Source organism: Caballeronia terrestris, assembly GCF_001544515.1.
GTDB classification, from domain to species: Bacteria; Pseudomonadota; Gammaproteobacteria; order Burkholderiales; family Burkholderiaceae; genus Caballeronia; species Caballeronia terrestris.
Window position 1 is genome coordinate 1 of the sequence record NZ_FCOL02000081.1, and the last position, 16,999, is coordinate 16,999.

At 60.1% G+C, this 16,999-nt stretch carries 13 protein-coding genes; 8 read left to right on the top strand and 5 right to left on the bottom strand.

Annotated elements, in window-relative coordinates:
- Positions 1 to 613: 613 nt before the first annotated feature.
- The 7 genes from AWB67_RS30680 to AWB67_RS30710 all read left to right on the top strand — a co-directional run bounded on the left by AWB67_RS30680 (position 614) and on the right by AWB67_RS30710 (position 7,710).
- On the top strand, positions 614 to 2,290 hold the full coding sequence (locus AWB67_RS30680) for an acyl-CoA synthetase (RefSeq protein ID WP_087659887.1): 1,677 nt from the start codon (positions 614 to 616) through the stop codon (positions 2,288 to 2,290).
- On the top strand, positions 2,287 to 3,036 hold the full coding sequence (locus AWB67_RS30685; protein ID WP_087659888.1) for an electron transfer flavoprotein subunit beta/FixA family protein: 750 nt from the start codon (positions 2,287 to 2,289) through the stop codon (positions 3,034 to 3,036). The genes AWB67_RS30680 and AWB67_RS30685 overlap by 4 nt, the downstream gene beginning before the upstream one ends.
- The gene (locus AWB67_RS30690) at positions 3,037 to 3,969 is read left to right on the top strand and encodes an electron transfer flavoprotein subunit alpha/FixB family protein (RefSeq protein ID WP_087659889.1); all 933 of its coding nucleotides are present in this window, start codon (positions 3,037 to 3,039) and stop codon (positions 3,967 to 3,969) included. It begins immediately after the preceding gene.
- 31 nt (positions 3,970 to 4,000) lie between these two features.
- Positions 4,001 to 5,788: an acyl-CoA dehydrogenase family protein gene (locus AWB67_RS30695; RefSeq protein ID WP_087659890.1), complete on the top strand. Its 1,788-nt coding sequence runs from the start codon at positions 4,001 to 4,003 to the stop codon at positions 5,786 to 5,788.
- Positions 5,789 to 5,851: 63 nt separating this feature from the next.
- Entirely contained in the window at positions 5,852 to 6,535 is a 684-nt protein-coding gene (locus AWB67_RS30700; protein WP_087659891.1) for an acetate uptake transporter, read from the top strand.
- A gap of 145 nt (positions 6,536 to 6,680) precedes the next feature.
- Positions 6,681 to 7,175, top strand: coding sequence for a MaoC family dehydratase (locus AWB67_RS30705; RefSeq protein WP_087659892.1), 495 nt, complete (start codon positions 6,681 to 6,683; stop codon positions 7,173 to 7,175).
- Positions 7,176 to 7,215: 40 nt separating this feature from the next.
- On the top strand, positions 7,216 to 7,710 hold the full coding sequence (locus tag AWB67_RS30710) for a phasin family protein (protein WP_327366762.1): 495 nt from the start codon (positions 7,216 to 7,218) through the stop codon (positions 7,708 to 7,710).
- A 52-nt stretch (positions 7,711 to 7,762) separates the two neighbouring features.
- Here the strand turns inward: AWB67_RS30710 and AWB67_RS30715 are convergent, their stop codons facing one another.
- The 4 genes from AWB67_RS30715 to AWB67_RS30730 form a co-directional block, all read right to left on the bottom strand.
- The gene (locus AWB67_RS30715; RefSeq protein WP_087659899.1) at positions 7,763 to 8,482 is read right to left on the bottom strand and encodes a Crp/Fnr family transcriptional regulator; all 720 of its coding nucleotides are present in this window, start codon (positions 8,480 to 8,482) and stop codon (positions 7,763 to 7,765) included.
- A 728-nt stretch (positions 8,483 to 9,210) separates the two neighbouring features.
- Complete coding sequence (locus AWB67_RS30720; protein ID WP_087659894.1) at positions 9,211 to 9,957, bottom strand: helix-turn-helix domain-containing protein; 747 nt, start codon at positions 9,955 to 9,957, stop codon at positions 9,211 to 9,213.
- 154 nt (positions 9,958 to 10,111) lie between these two features.
- Positions 10,112 to 10,951: a universal stress protein gene (locus AWB67_RS30725; RefSeq protein WP_087659895.1), complete on the bottom strand. Its 840-nt coding sequence runs from the start codon at positions 10,949 to 10,951 to the stop codon at positions 10,112 to 10,114.
- Positions 10,952 to 11,046: 95 nt separating this feature from the next.
- On the bottom strand, positions 11,047 to 11,553 hold the full coding sequence (locus tag AWB67_RS30730; RefSeq protein WP_087659896.1) for a universal stress protein: 507 nt from the start codon (positions 11,551 to 11,553) through the stop codon (positions 11,047 to 11,049).
- Positions 11,554 to 12,891: 1,338 nt separating this feature from the next.
- Between AWB67_RS30730 and AWB67_RS30745 the strand changes: the two genes are divergently transcribed.
- Positions 12,892 to 15,273 carry a two-partner secretion domain-containing protein gene (locus tag AWB67_RS30745; RefSeq protein WP_235025422.1) on the top strand — a complete coding sequence of 794 codons (2,382 nt, stop codon included), beginning with the start codon at positions 12,892 to 12,894 and terminating at the stop codon, positions 15,271 to 15,273.
- A gap of 542 nt (positions 15,274 to 15,815) precedes the next feature.
- Here the strand turns inward: AWB67_RS30745 and AWB67_RS30750 are convergent.
- A complete protein-coding gene (locus tag AWB67_RS30750; RefSeq protein WP_235025423.1) occupies positions 15,816 to 16,544 on the bottom strand; it encodes an HD-GYP domain-containing protein in 729 nt (242 codons plus the stop codon).
- Positions 16,545 to 16,999: the final 455 nt, after the last annotated feature.

The following is a 16,999-nucleotide window of genomic DNA, read 5'->3' on the forward strand; positions in this document are numbered from 1 at the left end:
AGCCGCCGACAGTCCAGCCGGGCCACCGCCAACGATCACGACGTCATATTCCATCGACTCGCGCGGACCGTACTGCTGAGTGCTGAGTTGAGACATGACTTGGTGGCGAACTGAGATCTAAAGGGAGTTGTATGAGGCGACCACACCCGTCGACTATGCGCCGGATGTCGACGTTATGCACGGATTAAAAGTGCGGTCCGAAGTCCATCGATAATGACAACATGCACTCCTAAATCTCTAGGATGGGGATCATCTCCTTTGTGTCACTCGCGAGCGTCACTGCGTCCCCCGACTTCCACGCTAAATTCCAGCAAGCCTTCGACCTGCCTATTATTAGTTCATGCGCTAGGAACTCCCGCGCCGATTCCGGTACGCCACCGTACCGATTCCTGATCCAGTTCGGTGCACAGTCTGTATGGGTGTCCCGCGACCCCACCTTAAGAGGTAACTGGCCAGTCACACATCCGTGAGTCCCACATGACGAAAAGCGGAGTATCGCGATCGTCCCTCTGCCTGGCGGCCCGATCCAGTAATACCAGTGTTGCGGAAGACGAAGGTCGATCGTTTCGGGTCTTATGACCGAAATACATCCCGATGGCTCAACCGCGATCCAATGGAGACAGCCGTGACTCGCATCGACCCGTATGACTTCGGCCTCGGCAAGAATGGCGCGAACTATGTTCCGCTGTCCCCCCTTAGCTTTATCGAGCGCGCCGCGTGCGTATACCCTAATCACGTTGCAACGATCCATGGGGATTGGCAAATCACCTGGAAGCAATGCTACGACCGTTGCCGGCTCCTTGCTTCGGCCCTGAGCAAACGCGGTATCGGGAAAGGCGATACGGTGGCGCTGATGGCACCAAACGTCCCGGCCATGTACGAGGCGCACTTTGCGGTGCCGATGATTGGCGCGGTGTTGAATACGCTGAATCTGAGGCTCGATGCGGAAGCTATCGGTTTCATGCTCCAGCATGGCGAAGCCAAGGCCGTCATTACCGATCGAGAGTATTCGTCAGTCATGGAGCATGCTCTGCCGATGCTCGAAGAGCGGCCGCTCGTCATCGACATCGATGACCCTGGATTTCAAGGCGGAAAGCTGCTCGGAGAAATGGACTACGAGGCGTTCCTGATGGAAGGGGACGCGGACTTCGAGTGGTCGCTGCCTGCGGACGAATGGGACGCAATCGCGCTCAACTACACCTCCGGCACAACGGGCAATCCGAAGGGGGTGGTCTACCACCACCGGGGGGCTTACCTCAACGCAGTGTCTAACATTCTTTCATTGGGCATGTCGCACCACGCGGTGTATCTGTGGACGCTGCCCATGTTTCACTGCAACGGCTGGTGCTTTCCGTGGACCATGGCAGCCAACGCCGGCACTAACGTATGTTTGCGGCGCGTGGAGCCCAAGTCAATTTTCGACGCAATCAGGACGCACAAGGTGACGCACTTCTGCGCCGCCCCGATCGTGCACAGCATGCTGATCAACGCGCCCGATGAAATGCGCATTGGTATCGAGCACAGGGTCTCGGGTTGCATCGCCGGCGCTGCGCCTCCTGCCTCGGTCATCGAAGGGATGGAGCGTATCGGATTCGACATTACCCACGTCTACGGTCTGACGGAGACCTACGGGCCGGCTGCAGTATGCGCCAAGCAGGCGAGCTGGAACGATCTGCCGCTGGACCAGCGCGCGGCGCTCAACGGTCGCCAGGGCGTACGCGCACCGTTGCAGCAAGACATGATCGTGATGGATCCGATCAGCATGCAGCCCGTGCCCTCCGACGGCGAGACGATGGGCGAAATTATGTTCCGTGGCAACCTGATCATGAAGGGTTATCTAAAGAACCCCCATGCGACAGAGAAGGAATTCTCGGGCGGGTGGTTCCACAGCGGCGATCTGGCGGTGGTCGATCCTGATGGCTATGTGAAGATCAAGGACCGCTCGAAGGACGTGATCATTTCGGGCGGTGAAAACATTTCCTCGCTCGAAGTGGAGGATGTGCTCTATCGCCATGCTGCTGTAATCGGCGCTGCGGTCGTGGCACGCCCGGACGAAAAATGGGGTGAGGTTGCCTGCGCCTTCGTCGAACTCAAGGAAGGCGGTGTGGCGAGCGAGAGAGAACTCATCGACTTCTGCCGTGAGCGGATGGCGCGCTTCAAAGTGCCGAAGAGCGTCGTCTTTGGGCCGCTGACACGAACCGGGGCGGGCAAGATCCAGAAGTTCATATTGCGTGAGCAAGCGAAGGCGCTCTTGCAACCTGAACTCGCCTCAGCAGCGAGGGAACCATGAAAATACTCGTTACAGTAAAGCGGGTCCTTGACTACAACGTCAAGGTCCGCGTCAATCCTGACGGGAGCGGTGTTGACCTGGCAAACGTCAAGATGTCGATGAATCCATTCGACGAGATAGCGGTCGAAGAGGCGGTGCGGCTGAAGGAAGCCGGCATTGGATCGGAAGTGGTCGTGGTGTCGTGCGGCGTGGCCAAGTGCCAGGAGACGCTGCGCACCGCACTGGCGATCGGCGCAGATCGAGCCATTCTGGTCGAAACCGATGTCGAGTTGCAACCGCTGGCGGTCGCCAAGCTCCTCAAGGCTCTAGTCGTCAAGGAGGACCCGCAACTCGTCTTTTGCGGCAAGCAGGCAATCGATGACGATGCCAATCAGACAGGCCAGATGCTGGCGGCGCTGATGGGTTGGCCTCAGGCAACCTTTGCTTCCAAGGTCGTGGTTGATGACAACGTGGCCACCGTTACGCGCGAGATCGATGGCGGACTGGAAACGCTGGAGCTTCCCCTCCCGGCCGTCATCACCACCGATTTGCGGCTTAACGAGCCCCGCTATGTGACGTTGCCCAACATCATGAAGGCGAAGAAAAAGCCGCTCCAGACGCTCACGCCTGAATCGCTCGACGTGGATGTCACCCCGCGGCTCGATACCCTGACCGTAGTCGAGCCAGCCAGACGTGCTGCCGGCGTCCGCGTGGCGGACGTCAAGCAGCTGATCGACAGGCTCAAGAACGAAGCGAAGGTGATCTGAATGACGATCCTGGTTATTGCGGAGCACGACCATGTGTCGATCAAGAGCGCGACACTGAATACCATCGGCGCTGCGACGAAGATCGGCGGCGACATCGACGTGCTGGTGGCAGGCAACGCCTGCGCTGCGGCCGCGCAGGCGGCGGCCATGATCGACGGCGTCGCTCGGGTACGGGTAGCGGATGCCACGCACTACGCCGACCAGTCCGCCGAGAACGTGGCCGCGCTGGTTGTCGCCCACGCCGGAGGGTATAGCCACGTCCTGGCTCCGGCCACCACCTTCGGCAAGAACCTGTTGCCAAGGGTTGCGGCGTTGCTCAACGTCGCACAGATCTCTGACATCGTCGCAGTGGAATCCGGCGACACCTTCATACGGCCGATTTACGCCGGCAATGCGCTGGCCACCGTCAGATCTCGCGACGCGGTGAAAGTAATCACGGTCCGTAGCACGGGTTTCGAGCCAGCCGGCGCGGGCGGAGGTGGCATAGTCGAAGCGCTGCCAGCCGGCGCCGATCTCGGCCTGTCGAGGCTCATCGGGCGCGAACTCACGAAGTCGGCGCGACCTGAACTCGGCGACGCAAAAATCATCGTTTCAGGCGGCCGGGGTCTCGGCAATGGCGAGAACTACCACAGGCTGCTCGATCCCCTGGCCGATAAGCTGGGCGCCGCGCTCGGCGCCTCGCGCGCGGCGGTGGATGCCGGCTTCGTGCCCAACGACTATCAGGTGGGCCAGACGGGAAAGATCGTGGCGCCGGAGCTTTATATTGCCGTGGGTATTTCCGGCGCGATCCAGCATCTAGCCGGCATGAAGGATTCGAAGGTGATCGTGGCCATCAACAAGGACACGGACGCGCCGATCTTCCAGGTGGCGGATTACGGCCTGGTGGCTGATCTGTTTGAGGCAGTACCGGAAATCACCGGTTTGCTGGCCTGAAGCCCGCAGACCCGTTGCGAAGGACACAGAGATGACAACGTACGTGGCACCCACACGCGACATGCTGTTCGCGATGAACGAGCTGGCAGGACTTGCCGCGATTGCAGCTTTGCCCGGCAACGAGGAAGCAACGCCCGACCTCGTGGAGGCGATCCTGGAAGAGGCGGCGAAGTTTGCAACGGAAGTGCTAGCCCCTATCAACGCTCAAGGCGACCGCCAGGGATGCACTTGCAAGGACGGTGCGGTCACAACCGCCGACGGGTTCCAGGCGGCCTACGGCAAATTCGTTGAAAGCGGTTGGAATGCGATGCCGGCAAGTCCGGAATTCGGCGGGCAGGGCCTGCCCTCGCTGATATCCACCGCGGTACTGGAGATGTGGAAGGCGTCCAACATGGCGTTTTCCCTGTGTCAGATGCTGACGCTGGGCGCCGTGGCGGCGCTCGAAAACCACGGCTCCGATCGGGATAAGCAGCGCTATCTACCGAAGATGGTGTCGGGAGAATGGACAGGCACGATGAACCTCACTGAGTCGCAGGCAGGCTCGGATCTGTCGGCGGTGCGGACGAAAGCGGAGCCCGAGGGTGACCACTACCGAATCACAGGCACGAAGATCTTCATCACGTGGGGCGAACACGACATGGCGGAAAACATCATCCACATGGTGCTTGCACGCTTGCCGGATGCACCCGAGGGAACAAAGGGGATTTCGCTGTTCGTCGTGCCCAAGTTCCTGGTGAATGCCGACGGCAGTCTGGGCCGGCGCAACGATCTCGTCTGCGCGTCGATCGAGCACAAGATGGGCATTCACGGCAGTCCGACCGCGGTCATGGCCTTCGGCGAGAACGAAGGCGCGATTGGGTACCTGGTGGGTGAGGCCAATCGCGGCCTCGCTTGCATGTTCACGATGATGAATCACGCGCGTCTGAACGTCGGGCTGGAAGGCGTGGCCATTTCCGAACGCGCCTACCAGCAGGCCCTGGGCTTCGCTCGTGAGCGCGTACAAAGCCGGCCCATCGGCGCGACAAGTGGCGGTCCCGTGGCGATTATCCGGCACCCCGATGTCCGACGCATGCTGATGAACATGAAAGCGCGCATCGAGGCCATGCGGGCGCTCGCTTACTTCACGGCTGCGCAGATGGACACCGCGCATTCCCATCCGGACGCGTCTGAGCGCGCGAAGCACCAGGCGATGACGGACCTCCTGACACCTGTGGTGAAGGGGTGGTGCACCGAAAACGCCCTCGACATCACCTCCACCGGCATTCAGGTACACGGTGGCGTCGGATTCATCGAGGAGACCGGGGCATGCCAGCATATGCGCGACGCGCGCATCACCACCATCTACGAGGGTACAACAGGCATCCAGGCCAACGACCTGATCGGGCGAAAGGTAGCGCGCGACCAAGGCGCTGCAGTCAAGCTCCTGCTCGCCGAGATGAACGACACCCTGGCCGCGCTCGAAGCGGCGGGAGACAACGAGCTCAAAGTCATTGCGGGGTCGCTGTTGGGCGGCACGCTGGCGCTGGAGAAGTCAACCGATTGGCTCCTCGCGACATATGACCAAGACCCGGCAAGCGCGGCAGCTGGCGCTGTGCCTTATCTCAAGCTGTTCGGCACCGTTACGGGAGGCTGGCTCATGGCTCGCGCTGCCTTGGTAGCGATGAAGATGCTGGAAAGCCCGGACGCCGACTTCTACCGGGCCAAGAAGATCACGGCGCGCTTCTATGCCGAGCACGTGCTGCCGGAAGCGCAGGTCTATCGAGAGGCTATCGTCAGCGGCGCCGGTTCGGTCCTCGCCCTGGATGAAACGATGTTCTGAAGCGAAGCGGAGTCAGACTGCACCCACCAAAGGTCGGCAGCACCGACTGCAGGAGTATCGAACATGCAAGCCCAGCAAAACGTCACAGAGACGAAAATTCTGATGTCCGACCCCACCGCGCTCGGCGTCTTCGGACTAGCGATGGTTACGTTCGTGGCCGCGTCGCAAAAAATGGGGTGGACCACCGGTGTTACCTATCTCATACCTTGGGCATTGTTTCTGGGGTCAATGGCGCAGGTCTGGGCATCGTTCGTCGACTTCAAGAAGAACAATTATTTTGGCGCCATTGTGCTCGGAGCATACGGTCTATTCTGGGTCGCAGTCGGAATGCACTGGGCGATCAGCCTGGGCTGGTTCGGGGCGGTCGGGGACAAAGCTGATCCTAGGCAGCTTGCCTACGCCTGCTTCGGTTACACGATCTTTTCGCTATTCATCATGGTTGCTGCGTTCGAGGCGAACAAGGTATTTGCGGCCATCCTCGTGCTGATCAATGTTCTGTTGCCGTCGCTGGGACTATCGATATTGGGTATCCACCGCGAGTTCTTTTCCTTGCTGGCCGCCTATTCGGAGCTGCTCATTTCATTGCTGGGCTTGTATTGCGCTGGCGCCGTCTTCTTGAACACCTACTTTGGCAGGGTGCTGCTGCCGCTGGGGAAGCCTTTTGGTTTCATCCAAAAAGGGGCTGGGGGACAGCGAAAGGGCGCGTTGCAAGCGGCGGACCTCCTCGACCTGAAAAAGATCGCCTGAGGCGTGACGCTGCGCGACAGTCACAAGCCTCCAGAACCGGCTCGCAGCAGGAGAGTCGTCGGCGCTTGATCGGTGGGAAGTGCCCCACGAGTCATGTCATAAAAGGCGTCGGTTCGCGCCTGACTACCGCTCCCACGGAGGAGTTATGAACGAGCTTAACGGCTACGACTACGAAGATTTGAAACCGGGCATGAGCGCTACGTTTGCGAAGACCATCACCGAGGCAGACGTCGTGCTGTTCGCCGCGGTCTCTGGCGATAACAACGCGATGCACATCAACGAGGAGTTCGCGCAGACCACCCGGTTCAAGGGCAGAATAGCGCACGGCATGTTGACCGCGAGCGTCATCTCAGCGGCCATCGCCGGCAGGTTGCCCGGGCCGGGAACCGTCTACCTGAGCCAGACCCTTCGCTTTAAGGCGCCGGTGAAGCCCGGCGATACCGTCCACGCCACCGTGACGGTGGTTGCATTGCTGCCCGAGAAGAGGCGTGTGTCGCTGACCACCATCTGTCGCGTGCTCAACAAGGTGGTGATCGAAGGGGACGCGTTGGTTATGCCCACCTCGAGGCAAACCGCCAGACCTGAGGACGGGCGCGATGGCCCGAAAGACCGTGCCCTTGCCAATGCCTTAGCGGCCTAAGTGGCTATCACCGTCCTTCCAAGTGCAATTCGCGAGACAAATGAACTATCAGCACACCGCTGAGATAACGGTAGCCACCCTACTGGTTGTTGGGGAACATGTCGAAAGGAGAATCAGCATGGCAACACCTTTTACCCAGATTACTGATTTCAGCAAGATGCTGGAGAGCTTCAAATTTCCCGGTGTTGATATGACGTCGTTGCTGGAAGCGCGGCGCAATGACGTCGAAGCTCTCGCGAAGGCCAACACGCTCGCGTATGAAGGAATGCAGGCGCTGGTTCGAAAGCAAACGGAAATGCTTAATGCGAGCGCGCATGAGATCCAGGCGGCAGCGGGCCGCATGAGCGGCGACACCCCGACGGAGTCGATGGCAAAGCGGGGAGAGTTCATCCAGCAGTCGCTGCAGACGGCGTTCGAAAACATGCGCGAGCTTGCCGCGATGGCACAGGAGTCGCAGACGAAAGCGTTGGCAGCGATCAGCAAGCGCGCTGAACAGACGATGCGCGAGCTCAAGGCGCTGTCGGACCGCACGTAAGCAACAGGGGCTTTACCGGCGGCGGCGGAGAGGCGCCGCCCAGAGAGCCGATTTATATGGCCTTTAGATCGGGCAGCAGCCGGTCGAACTCCCGCTTCACGACGCGATAACACTCACAGACGCGCTTTTCGAGCCCCGGTCGGTCGAGCACCTGGATGTGTCCATGACCATATCGAATCAGCCCGGCGTCCTGAAGCTTTAGTGCTGCCTCCGTCACACCGGAACGTCGCACGCCGAGCATGTTCGCAATGAGTTCCTGCGTCATCTTCAGTTCGTTGGATGGCAGGCGGTCCATGCTAAGCAGCAGCCACCGGCACAGTTGCTGGTCGATCGAATGGTGCCTGTTGCAAACGGCGGTCTGCGCCATTTGCGTGATCAGGGCCTGTGTATAGCGCAACAGCAGCCTTTGCACGGGGCCGCCACGGATGAATTCCTGCTTCAGAATCTGTGCGTCCAGTTGGAAGGCCGTTCCGGCGCTTTGCACGATTGCACGGCTCGGCGTCGTTTCGCCGCCCATGAAGAGCGCGATGCCGATGAGCCCCTCATTGCCGACGATCGCGATCTCCGCGGACGCTCCATCCTCCATCACGTAAAGCAAAGATACGATGGATGTCGTAGGGAAATAGACGAAGTGCTGGCGGTCACCCGATTCGTACACGACGTCCCCCAATGTCATGTCGATCGGAACCAGATGCGGGGCTAGGCGGGCCCTTTCCGTTTGTGGCAAAACTGAAAGCAGATGGTTTTCATTGAGAAGTGAATGGTCAGGCATAGCGGCTCCCTTCGGTTCGCCGGAATCGCGCCGGATAAGAGCGGCGGCAGACCGCGTCATATAATGCGCCAGCCGGGCTCGCGACTGTTTCAGTTTATCGAACAATCGCACTGCGCGCGATGATCACCTTCAAAGTATAGTTTCCGCGCGCCACGGTGCGACAATGCGACCGGGGCGGACGAGGCCGCGTTCAAGCGGCCATGGCGGTTTGCTTGCTCCGACCGTCAATCCGTAGGATCCAATCAAATATCCTAAGTTTTGTGCCGTATCTTGAGTCAGGTGCTTTTTTCCGACGCACCAATCACACGGAGGATTCGGCGGCGTATTCGAGCAGCGGTCCTGTTGATAGTGTCTATTCCATCTCGGTCCAGTGCGGAAGTTCGCCTGCTCGTCGGCGCGGATGACCTCGCGCCAGCCTCGTCTGCCGATTGCCGCAACCCCGGCCACGAAGCATCGCCCACCTACATCGACCCTCGGACAGTCGAGAGCCGTCCCGTCGAATTGAAGTCAGGCGGAGAGTTCCCATGTTCGAATGGTTTAAGAAAAAATGGGCTTCGCTCAGTTCTCGCGATGAACCTTGTCAATCGAGGTAAGCGTCGCGCGAGGGTCGCGCGAGGTCGTGCCGCGACACTTACGGAGAGCGTCGAGGTCACGCATGCGAAACTGACTCCCGCCTCGTGGTAAACCCACCGGGCGTGGCCTGGCACTTGTGTTCCTCTGGACGAGAATCACCCTGTTGCGGCCGCTATTGGCAGGCTAGTGCAGCCGCGCTCGATTCGCGAGAGGCCGCCGAAATCGAGGATCTGGACCTGCTTGCCTTGAACGTTGATCAGCCGCTGCTGCTGAAACTTCGAGAACATGCGGCTCACGGTTTCGAGCTTCATCCCGAGCAGGCTGCCCATTTCCTCGCGGCTCATGCGCAGGCTCAACTCGGCGGGCGAATACCCGCGCACCTTCAGCCGTTCGGACAGGTTGACGAGAAACACCGCGAGGCGCCGCTCCGCGGACATCGCGGCGAGCACCATCATGAGACGCGATCCGCGCACTATCTCGCCGCTCATCATACGATGGACCTGATGCTGCATCGCGCTGACTTCGCGGCATAGCGATTCGAGCAGCGGAAACGGAATGATGCACACAGTGCTGTCCTCGAGTGCGATCGCCGTGCAGTTGTGTCGCTCCGTACAGATGCCGTCAAGTCCGAGCGGTTCGCCCGAAAGATGGAAGCCGGTGACCTGCTCCACGCCGTCACCGTGCGCAATGAGCGTTTTGAAGGATCCCACGTGGACCGCATAGATGTTGTCGAACGGATCGTTCGCACGGTAGAGCGATTCGCCACGCTTTACCGTGCGTCTAGCCTGAATAATCGCGTCGAGGCGCGCCAGTTCCCGAGGACCGAGGTCCCGCGCGAGGCACACCGGCCGGGCGCGGCAATCGCCGCAGCCCGGCGAACTTGCCGGTTTTAGTGTTGGCATGCCGTCGGCGGAACTATGACGCGACGTCGAAGGTGACCGGCGACAACAGTCCCGGTCTCAGTGGCGAAAGACATGATGAGCTCCTGCACATTCAGCGGCGTCTCCGTTCCACAAAGTGGGCGATGCGTGGGCGGTTCCTGGTTCGAGCGACCTTTCAGTGAGAGAGAAGCAGGGGAAGCGTGGACGACTTGAGCAGCGTGCGGGTCGCTCCGCCAAGGACGAGTTCCCGCCAGCGCGCATGCCCATAAGCGCCCATGACGAGAAGATCGGCACCGAGGTTGCTAGCCCGCGACAGCAATACGTCCCCGATCGAGGCATCGTGTGCGCCTTCGATCGCGTTCACCTCGACCTTTACGTCGTGACGGCCGATCGTCAAGGCGATTTCCGCACCGGGGATCTGGCTCGCGAGCGACCGGGTCGAGAGTTCGTTCACGGTCACCACGGTGACCTGCCGCGCGCGTTGGAGGAAAGGCAACGCATCGTGAACGGCTCGCGTTGCCTCGCGGCTGCCGTCCCACGCAAGCATGACGCGCGTGCCGATCGTCGGGAACTCGCCGGCGTACGGGACGAGCAGCACCGGCCGCCCGCTCTCCATGACGAGGTCCTCGATGAAGTGATCGGCGATGAACGATTCAGGATCGCTGGGGTCGTCCTGGCCTGCGATCACCAGGTCCGCGCAGCGCCCATAGCGCGACACCGACGGCTCGTCATGCTCGCGGGCCTCGACCCATCGGCCCGGCACTTCGGCGCGAACGGCTTCAGCCCTGAACAGGCGTTCGATCGCGCCAGCGTGCCGGGCACGCGTCTCTTCGTGGGCCGCATAATAGTCGGCTGATCCCGCCATCACGCACATCGGCTGCGGGACGGGCATGAAGATCGCGAAAACGCCGGTAAGCTCCGCTTCGAAGTCGCGGGCGAGGCGCAGGGCGATCTCAAGGCGCGCGTGGGCCCGCTTGCTGGTGTCCAGATGAACGGCGATGCTTTTGTAGCTCATTGACGACTCCTTCGATCCTGGAAAGCGGTGGATGACGCCATGCTCAAGACGTAACCGGGCAGGTGCCGCAGCCGCCTGCCGCGGATCGGACCTCATCAGACCGGTTCGGCGACCGGGGCCGCGGCATCCTGGCCCGGGCTTGAGCCGGCAGCGGCGTGTTCGGCCGGGATCAGGAGCACGGGACAGCACGCCATACGCACAAACCGCTCCGCAACGCTGCCGAGCACCAGCCGTTGAAATCCACGCCGCCCATGAGTGCCCATCACAACGAGATCGGCATTCATCTCGGTCGCCACCAGCAGAATGCGTTGCGCGATGCCGTCGCCATACAGATCGGCTTCGGCCACTTGCGCCACGCCGCGCACGTTGTCGCGATGCATCCTGCCGAGCGCGTCGTTGGTGACGCGCGTGCCTTCGCTCAGCATGGCATCGCGCAGGATCGATGGGTCGTAGCCAGGGGCCTCGTAGGCCATCAACGGCGCATCGACGGTATACAGCGGCCTGAGTTCGGCGTGATTTTCACGGGCGAGTCGCAAGGCTTCGTCAAGTGCGCGGATGGAGGTTTCGCTGCCGTCGATGGCGGCGAGGATGCGTCTGTACATGGTGGTCTCACTGTGTTGGCTGGTGTCACACTCTGGAAAACTTGCGCCGCGCAGTCGCAGATACCGCGACTCACGGCAGCCAACGTTGTCCCTGAGGAAGCGTGAATGGGCACGCTGGAGCAGCGGCCTTCGCGCATTACTCACTCTGTCCGCAAAGCCGTGTCGTGTTATACGTCACCGGTCCAACGTTATAAGAATGTGTTCGAGGGCCTTTCAAGGCAGTCCCGGACCCTACTCAGATACGGGCCGCTATGGCTCGCCCACGGATCTCATTTCGCATTCGGGTCCACCGCATTCACGCATTGCCATTTAGAAAACTACATGACCGATTGGCTGGTCGGTCATGATAAGCAGTCGAAGTGATCCAGCGATATCCTTTACGGTTGCAATGTCCCATCCCCACATCCTCATCACGAGGAAGGCAGAGGGCCGATTGCCTCCAATGCGGACTGCGAAAAGCCTCCCGAGATATTGCAGGTACCGCGAACGGCACAGCACCAAAATGTCACATCCGGAGAGATACGTCTGTACGGTAGCAGTCAACCGCGACATTTATGCAAGGATTTCTCGGCCATGCGATATCGCCGCCCATTCCAGCGTTCGCGTACAAGACGCGCGTTCACCGCTACAAAAGAACCCGAAACCCTTCGCATCGTTGATCCACTTTACGGTACCAGTTGCAATGTCCGTTTCTACCTTGTGATGACGTGAACCGGATGCCCGGGATCTACCTGCGTTATCAGCTGTTCACCGGGGACGATAACGAGGCTTTGATTGCCGCCGTGCCGTATGTGGCCGTATGGTCGATGGTCCGCGTACCCCATTGCTAACGAGGGACCACGTCGCACAGCTCCTGCTTCGACTGGCAGAGGCTATTACTGTGGAGCGTCGCCACTGTGATAGATACGGCCCACAAGCGGTGGACTCGCCGCCGGGGACGTAATAACAGTATCCGTACGACCGGCCTTCACCCGGGCTAAGGAAAGGCAAGACACCTGAAGCGCCCACAAAAGCTCGCTGAAGCGCTGCGATTGCGTCGCGAGCTTCACGATCATGAGCATGCTCCATTTGTCGCCGATGCGGTCGAGCACGTCGCGTCCCGCGCAGTGTGCGGACTGCGCGTCGCTCTAGGTGAGTTATTGACGGCGGAGAGAGCATCCTGCCGTAGGTGGAGGCAGATTATCCACCGGATGATTGTTCGTCAAAGCAGATTGCAGAACTCGTCGTGGAGGGTCGGGTGTGTCTCCGTGCTATTTAGCGGATCGGCGCTGCGAATTGCGCATATGATGGGTTGATGCCGTCGATGAAGATCGACGCGTATCTGTTGCAGGAGGAGCTATGCACACGCTTGAGCACCTTGCGGTGCCGATGCACAAGCCGGCGGCTGTTGTCATCGATAGTCGTGACACGCTTCGCTTCCGGGTTCTTTGCGCCATTCTGTTGGCCTTGAGCGTACATGGTGCAAGTGCGCTTGCGGCCGGGCCGATGCCAAACGGGGAGCGGTTCGTCGCCGGCGCGGGCACTATTTCCTCAAACGGCACCGGGCTCAACATCACGCAGAGCACTCCGCGCGCGGTCATTGATTGGCGCTCCTTCTCGATCGGCAATGGAAACAGCGTGAGCGTAAACAATGGTACCGGTGCGACGCTGAGCCGCGTGACGGGTACGGCTCGCTCGGTGATCGACGGCAGGCTCAGCGCGACGGGCAGCTTCTACCTGATAAACCCGCAAGGCGTGCTCATCGGTGCGAGTGGCGTCGTTACCATCGGCGGCCGTTTTGTCGCGTCGACGCTTGATGTGGGCAACGACGCGTTCATGAGCGGCGGGTTGCTGACGCTCAACGGCTCCGGCGACGGCGCAGTGGTGAACCTCGGAAAGATCAGTTCGAGCGGCGGCGATGTGTTCCTCATCTCGCGAAAGCTGACCGAGAACGACGGTTCGATCCTCGCTCTGAATGGAACCGCAGAACTGGCCACCGGCGGACAGGTCTTGTTGAAGGATTCGGCGAGTGGCCCGCAGGTGTTCGTGCAGGCAGGAACGCGCGGCGACGTCGTCAACAACGGTACGATTCGCGCCGTGCAGATCCACCTCGAAGCGGCGGATGGCAACGTGTTTGCGCTCGCAGGCAAGCAAGGCGAACTGCATGCAACCGGCACCGCCACCCGCGACGGCCATGTATGGCTGGTCGCCGAGCGCGGCACAGCGCACCAACATGATCTTGTTGTCGCCACGAACGCGGACGGAAGCGGCGGCACGGTTGATACAAATGCGAACGCGCTGCATCTGGATGACGCTAGGGTGAGAGCGGCACAGTGGAATGTGAGAACGCCCGAGTTCAACGCCGGTCCGCATAACGCCAAGACGCTCTCAAAAAATCTTACGCGCGGCACGTCGGTGACCGTTGACGCGACCGGTGCCAATGGCTCAAGCGGCGACATCAAGATGCTATCGACGTTGCGCTGGCGAGGCGATGCGTCGCTCACTCTGAACGCGAACTACTCGGTGACACTGGGGTCAATCACGACGATTTCAAACAAGGGCGCGGGCCATCTGACACTGCGCGCCGATGCGAGCGGCATCGACAACGGCGGCAGCATCACTAGTCGCGGGACGATTGATTGGTCGAAAAGCACAGGCGTAGTATCCGCTCTCTATGACATGAATGGCACCTACGCGCCGGACAATATTAGAAGCAATGCGACGTGGCTCGCCGCGCCCTACAGCGGCCTCAAAACTCAGGTGACCGCCTACCAGCTTGTGAACTCCATGGAGGATCTGACCAAAGTGTCGCTAAACCTATCGGGCATTTATGCGCTTGGCAGAGATTTGGACGCAAGTAGCCCAAGTACACCGTTCGAGCCGATTGGGCTTCGAAGCGAAACAGGGTTCGCAGGGCAATTCGATGGCTTCGGACACCTGATACGAAACGTAAGAGTTTTAGACAGTCAACAGGCAGAAGGTGCTGATTCCCCGCTCGGACTTTTTGCAACGATCGCCAAGTCGGGGGTGATTCGCAACCTAGTGTTAGCAGACGCGAGCGCGAATGCGATATCCGGGCCCTTGGGAGTCTTGGCTGGCCGCTCAGCCGGATTGATCACGTATGTGTTCACCAGCGGTACAGTTTTGGTTTATGGGATCATCGGGAATGATGCAGGCGGGCTTGTCGGCGTGAACACCGGCGTTATCTCGAGGTCGGGAAGCAGTGTCGATGTCGGTTCTCAGGGGTGGTTGGGCGGACTGGTCGGGGAGAATATTGGGACGATCACGCAATCGTATGCCAGTGGCGCAGTGGGAGGAGGGTCGCATGGTTACTCCGGTGGGCTCATCGGCGGAAACTCTGGGTTGATTCGACAATCGTACGCAACGGGCTACTCTAGCGCAACAGGCAATGGCGGGTTGGTCGATTTCAACGGCGGGACAATCGAAGAGTCTTTAGCAACAGCAAAGGTGGATCAGGTGTTTCTGCCAACATACCGGGGAGGAATAGCGAGAGAGAACTCCGGCCATATTGCCACCGACGTCTATTGGGATAGGCAGGCGACCGGAGAGTCTGTCGGCGTGGGAAGTGGTACTCAAGTGCCGAGCCAGAATGGATTGTCGACTGCGCAAATGAGCGTGAAAGCTAGCTTTGGGCCGACTTGGAACTTTGGTGAAGGCGGAGCGTGGGTGATTCCTTTAGGCTATCAGCATCCCATCTTGCAATGGCAGCTGGCAAACTGATGGCTCAACTTCGCAGTTGCGCCCCAGGAACAGTCGAAGTCGCTGCGCGCAACGACGCGTCCCTCAGCACGACGCGCGGCCTTGGCAGAATCCCGTCCTCCGGCCCGCGCAATCCGTGTGCACCTGATATGCCCGCGTTGCCGAGTGGGCAGAAGGGCTATTGGCCACTGTGCATCCCATTGCCGACCTTACACGGATGACGGCTCGACGGTCCGCTACGGGTCGGGTGCCGAAGTTCGGGCGTGGTTGCGCAGGGCGCGAACTGCAGTTTCAGCAACCGGGCCATCTTCTGTCCTCCGGGATCATTTCCCAAATCGTCACCAATCGCTTGGCGCGCAGTAGTGAGCGATTGTCGCGCGCAGTGGCGTGATGTGCCGTCACATGGTCGACAGATCAGGAATAGCGGACCGGATGCGGATCCTGCCGTCCAACTTGTCCATAGGCCGTCGTTCACGGAACTTCGGCTGTCAGACAGTGACGTATCCCTTTCGCGCCAGTCGGGACCTACGAAGCGACGTCTGCGTCGGACACCGATCGGAGGATCAGACTGCTCGCCGGTCGACGTTACCAATGAGCGCGATCGCAAAAAAATCATGGGCAACGGAGAGGAAAATATCGGTAAGGTCTGGATCGAAGTGGCCCGCACGGCCCTCCGCGATCAGCCGGATGGCTTCCTGATGACTGTAAGCGTCTTTGTAGATTCGACGGCTGAGTAAAGCATCGTAGACATCGGCCAAGGCCGTCAGACGGGCCGAAACGGGAATGTTATCGCCTGACAGCCCCTGTGGATAGCCGCTTCCATCCCATTTCTCATGATGGCAGTAAGCGATCTCCCAGACATAGTCCAGGAACTCGTTGGGCCCGTCGTGGAGCTGCCGCGCGCTATTAACAATATCGCGACCGATCGAGGTATGCAATTTGACTATTTCGTACTCGGCGGGTGTCAGCTTTCCCGGTTTCAGCAGAATACTCGCGGGTATCCCGATCTTGCCGATATCGTGGTGTCTCGCGCCCGAGCACATAAGTTCGATGGCGTCGCCGCGCAAGGCGGCGGCAAAGCGCGGATGGCCCTTCGTCGCCTGCGCGAGGCAGCGAACGTACCGTTGCGTTCTGCGACAATGTTGGCGAGTTTCGGTACCGGGCCCGCCAGCGTGAGGGACATCACGCAGGGCAGCCTGAAGCGCCCGATTCCCGGTTCGGACGGCCTCACGCCAGCGCTGTCGTGAAAATCCGACCGAGGCTACGACTTCGCGGAAGAGGCGTGTTGTCATGAGTCGATTGAACGAATCACCTTTCCCCATTCTGGCAGCGACCAATTGAAATTGCCACGCCTATTCGGTTGTCACGCGGACAAGGAGAAATTGACGAACGTCTACTTGGTTCTGCTAGGGCAGCTCGATGCGACCTCATGACCGGCCTCGCTTCCACACCCGCGCAACCGCGCACCTTCTTAGGCAGGCAATAGCGGATTGGCATGTTGTCGGAACCCGTGATCCCGAAGGTGAGGCTCGGATTGCCGCCCGCGCTCCTGCCGCATGGACGATCGCGGTTCGCGACCTTCCGCTGCCGAGAGACTTGAAGGGCGGCTCAGGGTCGGGTTATGCATTTTGCATGACACGCCCGAGTTCGACTGTATGCGGTCCATCAGCCTTTCGATTACCCACAATTTTTGGCGAGTTCAAAGCCGAGTTGAATATCGATGAGTCTTCGCAAACCTCGCCAGATC